Annotated in this window: 4 protein-coding genes, 1 tRNA gene and 1 pseudogene; 5 read left to right on the forward strand and 1 reads right to left on the reverse strand. The window is 43.8% G+C overall.

The window, feature by feature from the left end:
* Positions 1 to 64 precede the first annotated feature (64 nt).
* The 5 genes from rpsU to MHO82_RS15280 all read left to right on the forward strand — a co-directional run bounded on the left by rpsU (position 65) and on the right by MHO82_RS15280 (position 4,785).
* The gene (gene rpsU, locus MHO82_RS15260; RefSeq protein WP_239184949.1) at positions 65 to 280 is read left to right on the forward strand and encodes a 30S ribosomal protein S21; all 216 of its coding nucleotides are present in this window, start codon (positions 65 to 67) and stop codon (positions 278 to 280) included.
* 24 nt (positions 281 to 304) lie between these two features.
* Complete coding sequence (locus MHO82_RS15265; RefSeq protein ID WP_239184951.1) at positions 305 to 748, forward strand: GatB/YqeY domain-containing protein; 444 nt, start codon at positions 305 to 307, stop codon at positions 746 to 748.
* Between the two features lie 89 nt (positions 749 to 837).
* Positions 838 to 2,595, forward strand: a complete 1,758-nt coding sequence (dnaG, locus tag MHO82_RS15270) for a DNA primase (protein ID WP_239184953.1) — start codon at positions 838 to 840, stop codon at positions 2,593 to 2,595.
* Between the two features lie 93 nt (positions 2,596 to 2,688).
* Positions 2,689 to 4,530, forward strand: coding sequence for an RNA polymerase sigma factor RpoD (gene rpoD / locus MHO82_RS15275; protein WP_239184955.1), 1,842 nt, complete (start codon positions 2,689 to 2,691; stop codon positions 4,528 to 4,530).
* A gap of 179 nt (positions 4,531 to 4,709) precedes the next feature.
* Positions 4,710 to 4,785 (forward strand) — tRNA-Ile (locus tag MHO82_RS15280).
* A gap of 372 nt (positions 4,786 to 5,157) precedes the next feature.
* Here the strand turns inward: MHO82_RS15280 and MHO82_RS15285 are convergent.
* Positions 5,158 to 5,957, reverse strand: a pseudogene (locus tag MHO82_RS15285) (IS982 family transposase).
* Between the last annotated feature and the right edge of the window lie 43 nt (positions 5,958 to 6,000).

Here is a 6,000-nt window from a genome sequence, read left to right on the forward strand (position 1 = left end):
CCATTTTTAATCAGGCTGGTCATATTACCACCAGCGATATTACAACCCCTGAGGTGAAAGGCATATGCCAGTAATTAAAGTACGTGAAAACGAACCGTTCGACGTTGCACTACGTCGTTTCAAGCGCTCTTGTGAAAAAGCAGGTATCCTTTCTGAAGTGCGTCGTCGTGAGCACTACGAAAAACCAACTACAGTTCGCAAACGCGCTAAAGCTGCAGCTCAAAAGCGTCACGCTAAGAAGCTGTCTCGCGAAAACGCACGTCGCGTACGTCTGTACTAATAACTGAACCACTAGGATTTAGTTATGGCTCTGATTGAACAACTCAAAGAAGAGCAGAAGTCAGCAATGAAAGCCAAGGACAAAGTACGCCTTGGCACTATTCGTTTGGCTCTGTCAGAAATTAAGCAACGTGAAGTTGATGGTCAAGTAACCTTGACTGACGATGAAATCCTTGCTGTTCTGACGAAGATGCTCAAACAACGCCGAGACTCTGTTGCTCAGTTTGAAGCAGCGGGTCGTACCGATCTTGCGGATGCCGAGAAAGCCGAAATGGACGTTCTTGGTGAATTTATGCCTCAGCCACTATCGGATGAAGAAATTGCAAATCTACTTGATAAAGCAATTGCAGAATCTGGCGCTGCAGGTATGCAAGACATGGGTAAAGTCATGGGCGTTTTAAAGCCTCTGATTCAAGGCCGTGCTGACATGGGTAAAGTAAGCCAATTAGTGAAAACAAAACTGGCTTAATCCCAACCCGATTTACAACAAGCCGTGCACTCCTTTGGAACGCACGGCTTGTTTGTATCTAACCTCTATTCCCACAATTTTAGGTGTTTATGGCCGGACACATTCCTCGTAGTTTTATTGATGATTTACTAGCAAGAGTCGACATTGTTGACTTAATTGATGCGCGAGTAAAACTCAAAAAACAGGGAAAAAACTTCGGAGCCTGTTGCCCTTTCCATAACGAAAAAACGCCCTCGTTTACTGTTAGCCAAGAGAAGCAGTTTTATCACTGTTTTGGCTGTGGTGTGCATGGTAACGCCATCGACTTTGTCATGGAGTTTGATCGCCTAGAATTTGTCGAAGCCATTGAGGATCTGGCCGCTCAGCTTGGTTTAGATGTGCCAAGAGAGCAACGCGGTTCCTATAACAGCAACGCACCAACAGCCAGCTCGAGCCAAAAGCGCAGCTTGTATGATCTGATGGGCAGCATCAGTCAGTTTTATCGTTCCCAATTAAAATCCTCAGCCAACAGCATTGCGATCAACTATCTTAAAGATCGCGGACTCTCTGGCGAGATCGTCCAAAAGTTTGGTATTGGCTACGTTGCCGATGAGTGGGATCTTGTTCGTAAAAACTTCGGACGAGATAACGCTTCACAAGACGCACTAGTCAGCGGCGGGATGTTAATTGAAAACGATAAAGGCCACCGCTACGATCGCTTCCGTGGTCGAGTTATGTTTCCGATCCGTGATCGTCGAGGTCGCGTAATCGCCTTTGGGGGGCGCGTTTTAGGAGAAGGGACTCCCAAATATTTAAACTCCCCCGAGACTCCTATTTTCCATAAAGGCAAAGAACTTTATGGTTTATATGAAGTACTTCAAGCCCACCGAGAACCTAAACAAGTCTTGGTAGTTGAAGGCTACATGGATGTGGTCGCACTGGCTCAGTTTGGGGTAGATTACGCTGTCGCTTCGCTGGGTACATCCACCACAGGTGATCACGTTCAAATGCTGTTTCGCCAAACCAGTACTGTTGTCTGTTGCTACGATGGTGATAACGCTGGACGAGAAGCGGCATGGCGAGCCATGGAACACGCCTTGCCTTATCTGTCAGATGGACGACAATTAAAGTTCATGTTTTTACCAGATGGTGAAGATCCTGATACTTACATTCGTCAATATGGCAAAGAGGCCTTCGAACAGCACGTGGAGCAAGCAACCCCACTGTCCGATTTTTTATTTAGCAGCTTAATGCAGCAAGTCGACAGCAGCAGTAAAGAAGGTAAAGCGAAGCTCAGCACTCTTGCTGTACCGTTAATAGATAAAGTACCCGGGGGCACTTTACGCCTTTATTTACGTGAATTACTAGGGAAAAAACTGGGGCTGCCTGACGAAAATCAGTTGCAACAGCTATTATCAAAACAAGGTAAGGAAACAATTGCGAAAAAGCCACAGCCAGAGATAAAACGCACACCAATGCGTGAAGTGATTACTCTGTTGCTGCAAAACCCTGAATTGGCTCAATTAGTTCCCGATTTATCAAATATTAATGAAATTTCATTGCCTGGGTTAAGTTTATTCGCATCCCTACTTGATAAATGCCGCAGTAACCCCAATGTAACCACAGGCCAATTACTTGAATATTGGCGTGGTGATAAAAATGAACCACTATTATCTCGATTAGCCAGCTGGGAATTACCACTGGATCAAGATAATGAAAAAGATGTATTTATGGACGCATTGGATAAAATTTTAATCCAGTGCATCGAAAAGCAAATTGAGTCATTGCAAGCGAAAGAAAGAAGCCTCGGCTTATCAGTCGAAGAAAAGCAGGAATTGAATGCACTTATCATGCATCGCCTAGCTTAGTAAGTAGTCAGCAAGATAGAAATTTGTTAAAATTGGCGGTTTGCGTTTCCGCATACTAAATTCTTCACTCAGACCTGAAGTTGGATATCATCTATGGATCAAAATCCGCAGTCTCAGCTTAAGCTACTTGTTGCAAAAGGCAAAGAACAAGGCTACCTGACCTACGCTGAAGTCAATGATCACCTACCTGAAGAAATCGTTGATTCCGATCAGATAGAAGACATCATTCAAATGATCAACGACATGGGTATCCAGGTTGTTGAAACAGCCCCAGATGCCGATGATCTTATGATGTCAGAAGGTGTTGCCGATGAAGATGCAGCCGAAGCTGCTGCAGCTGCGCTTTCAAGCGTAGAGAATGAAATTGGCCGCACCACCGACCCTGTTCGCATGTACATGCGTGAAATGGGTACGGTAGAACTCCTTACTCGTGAAGGCGAGATCGATATAGCTAAACGCATTGAAGATGGTATTAACCAAGTTCAGTGTTCTGTTGCCGAGTACCCTGGAGCTATCTCCTACTTACTTGATCAATTTGATAAAGTTCAAGCTGAAGAAGCTCGCTTAACGGACATCATCTCTGGTTTTGTTGACCCTAATGATGACGGAACAACAGCCCCAACAGCCACTCACATCGGTTCTGAATTAAGCGAAGCTGAATTAGAAGACGAAGACGTTGAAGGCGAAGAAGGTGAAGAAGGTGACGAAGAAGAGGAAGACACAGGCATCGATCCTGAACTTGCTCTTGAGAAGTTTACCGAGCTTCGCACTGCATACCACAACATGCAGTTAGCATTCGACGAGCATGGTCGTGATAACAAAGAATCACTACTTGCGATAGAAGAGCTGTCAGAAGTATTCCGCCAGTTCCGTCTGATCCCGAAACAATTCGATTACCTAGTTAACGAATTGCGCGGCACAATGGATCGTGTTCGTACTCAAGAACGTTTAATCATGCGCATGAGTGTTGAATACAGCAAAATGCCGAAGAAATCATTTGTAGCCTTATTTGCTGGCAATGAATCTTCTGAAGCATGGCTAGATGAAATGGTTGCCTCTGATAAGCCTTACGCTGATAAGCTTAAGAGCTATGAAGGTGATATTCGTCGTTCGATTCAAAAGCTGAAAAGCATTGAAGAAGAAACAGGTTTACCTGTTGAGCGTATTAAAGACATCAGCCGTCGTATGTCTATCGGTGAAGCAAAAGCTCGCCGTGCTAAAAAAGAGATGGTTGAAGCAAACTTGCGTCTGGTTATTTCTATCGCGAAGAAATACACCAACCGTGGCCTACAATTCTTGGATCTTATCCAAGAAGGTAACATTGGCCTAATGAAAGCAGTAGATAAGTTTGAATACCGCCGTGGTTATAAGTTCTCAACTTATGCGACATGGTGGATCCGTCAGGCTATTACTCGCTCAATCGCAGACCAAGCACGTACTATCCGTATTCCGGTTCACATGATCGAAACGATCAACAAACTAAACCGTATTTCTCGCCAAATGCTGCAAGAAATGGGTCGTGAGCCACTACCGGAGGAGCTTGCCGAGCGCATGCAAATGCCAGAAGACAAGATCCGCAAGGTACTGAAGATTGCTAAAGAGCCTATCTCAATGGAGACACCTATCGGTGATGATGAAGATTCGCACCTAGGTGATTTCATTGAAGATAATACGCTAGAGCTACCTGTTGATTCAGCAACGTCAACCAGCTTGAAGTTTGCTACCAATGACGTACTAGCAGGTCTTACACCGCGTGAAGCGAAAGTACTGCGCATGCGTTTTGGTATCGACATGAACACTGACCACACTCTAGAAGAAGTGGGTAAACAGTTCGACGTTACTCGTGAGCGTATTCGTCAGATCGAAGCAAAAGCACTGCGTAAATTACGTCACCCAAGTCGCTCTGAAGTTCTTCGTAGCTTCCTAGACGAGTAAGACGTTATAGCAAAATAAATCGCGTAAAATACGGTTTAAAATAGAAAAGGTGGGCGCTAGCTCACCTTTTTTTTATTTTACTAAAAAAAAGCGTTTAAATGGTTAAAAAGCGAACTCAATTGACTGGGTTAGGTGCTAGACAGTACCGATAAGTTCCCCTATAATCATCGACCTACAGCGGCCCCTTAGCTCAGTGGTTAGAGCAGACGACTCATAATCGTTTGGTCCCCAGTTCAAGTCTGGGAGGGGCCACCAAATAAAAAAAGCCTGAACAGTTCACACTGCTCAGGCTTTTTGCATTCTGACCGGTTCAATTTGATCGAAACCTAGTTTAAAGCATTACTATCAAACAGCCCTTCCAAAAATAGTAACATCATCCCGCTAACTCTCAACATATTAAACGAGATACTTTATCTTCTGCTTACTACACCTATAAGTACAACCCATTAACTTAAAGCCTCCAAAGTAGCTACACAAATCTTCTGAGCAAAGTGCTTCCAGTTACAAGCTACCTCACCTTAACCACAACATTTATTATCGAAAGACAGTATTAGCTAACCTGAGATCGGTTTAGGCCATTGTCATTAAGCCTGCTTTTTCAACAGGCGTGATATTCAACGATGGCTTTTATGGCTTTAAACAATAATCGGTCAAGCCATCAAGTAGATTGAACATGCACCCATGCAGACTTCGATGACGCGAGTGCTCTATCTGAGAGATATTCTTTAACTGATCGTTAATTGTCTCAATGATAAAGCGCTTCGAGAGCATCGCTCTATCCCATGCTGTAAGCTGTTTAGGTTTCATATTCTTACGTTGGGTTATGATTAGGGTTATTCCATCAACCTTTAAACCTTCGGCTAACACTTTACTGATATAACCTTTATCTGCATAGAGTTTATCGAGTAAGCCTTTGGATAATTTACGAACTGGTTTACGGTCATCTGCATTCACAGGAGTGAGTGTTGCCACAACAATATCACCAACATGAATCCATAGAACCAACCCATCGTCCCTTTTCCTCGCTCAGCTCCCCCTTTGAATACTTTATGTCTGGGGATCCGTAAGTTATGACAGACTTTTATACTTGTAGAGTCAATAAACTCAATATCCGTGGGCTGTCCTTTGACATGAGTGAAGAACGAACTCAGCGGTACAAGTACCGAAGGCATCACTTCAAGAAAGCGGGTATAACTCAGTAACGCAGGAAAATGTTTTTTGTAATAACGACGAATGATGCCGAGGTAAAAGTTCTTAAAGTCTCGCTAATGCGACATATGAAAAGCAATAATAATGGTCATTATTTCACTTTCTGACATTCGTCCTTTCCGGTTACGCTTACGCTCTCCACTTTCTAGCTGCCACTGAGGTAGAAAAGCCTGACAAAAATCATCGACATGACAAAATAAGTCTACTAACTTACGCATAGCTGGTTCCTTTGTGATAAATCCTTCTTGGTCGAAAGATCTG

The sequence above is a fragment of the Vibrio sp. Of7-15 genome (assembly GCF_022347565.1).
Lineage (GTDB): Bacteria > Pseudomonadota > Gammaproteobacteria > Enterobacterales > Vibrionaceae > NORP241.

Coding starts and splice junctions, on each gene's coding strand:
- rpsU (WP_239184949.1), top strand. CDS start 65: ATGCCAGTAATTAAAGTACGTGAAAACGAACCGTTCGACGTTGCACTA.
- MHO82_RS15265 (WP_239184951.1), top strand. CDS start 305: ATGGCTCTGATTGAACAACTCAAAGAAGAGCAGAAGTCAGCAATGAAA.
- dnaG (WP_239184953.1), top strand. CDS start 838: ATGGCCGGACACATTCCTCGTAGTTTTATTGATGATTTACTAGCAAGA.
- rpoD (WP_239184955.1), top strand. CDS start 2,689: ATGGATCAAAATCCGCAGTCTCAGCTTAAGCTACTTGTTGCAAAAGGC.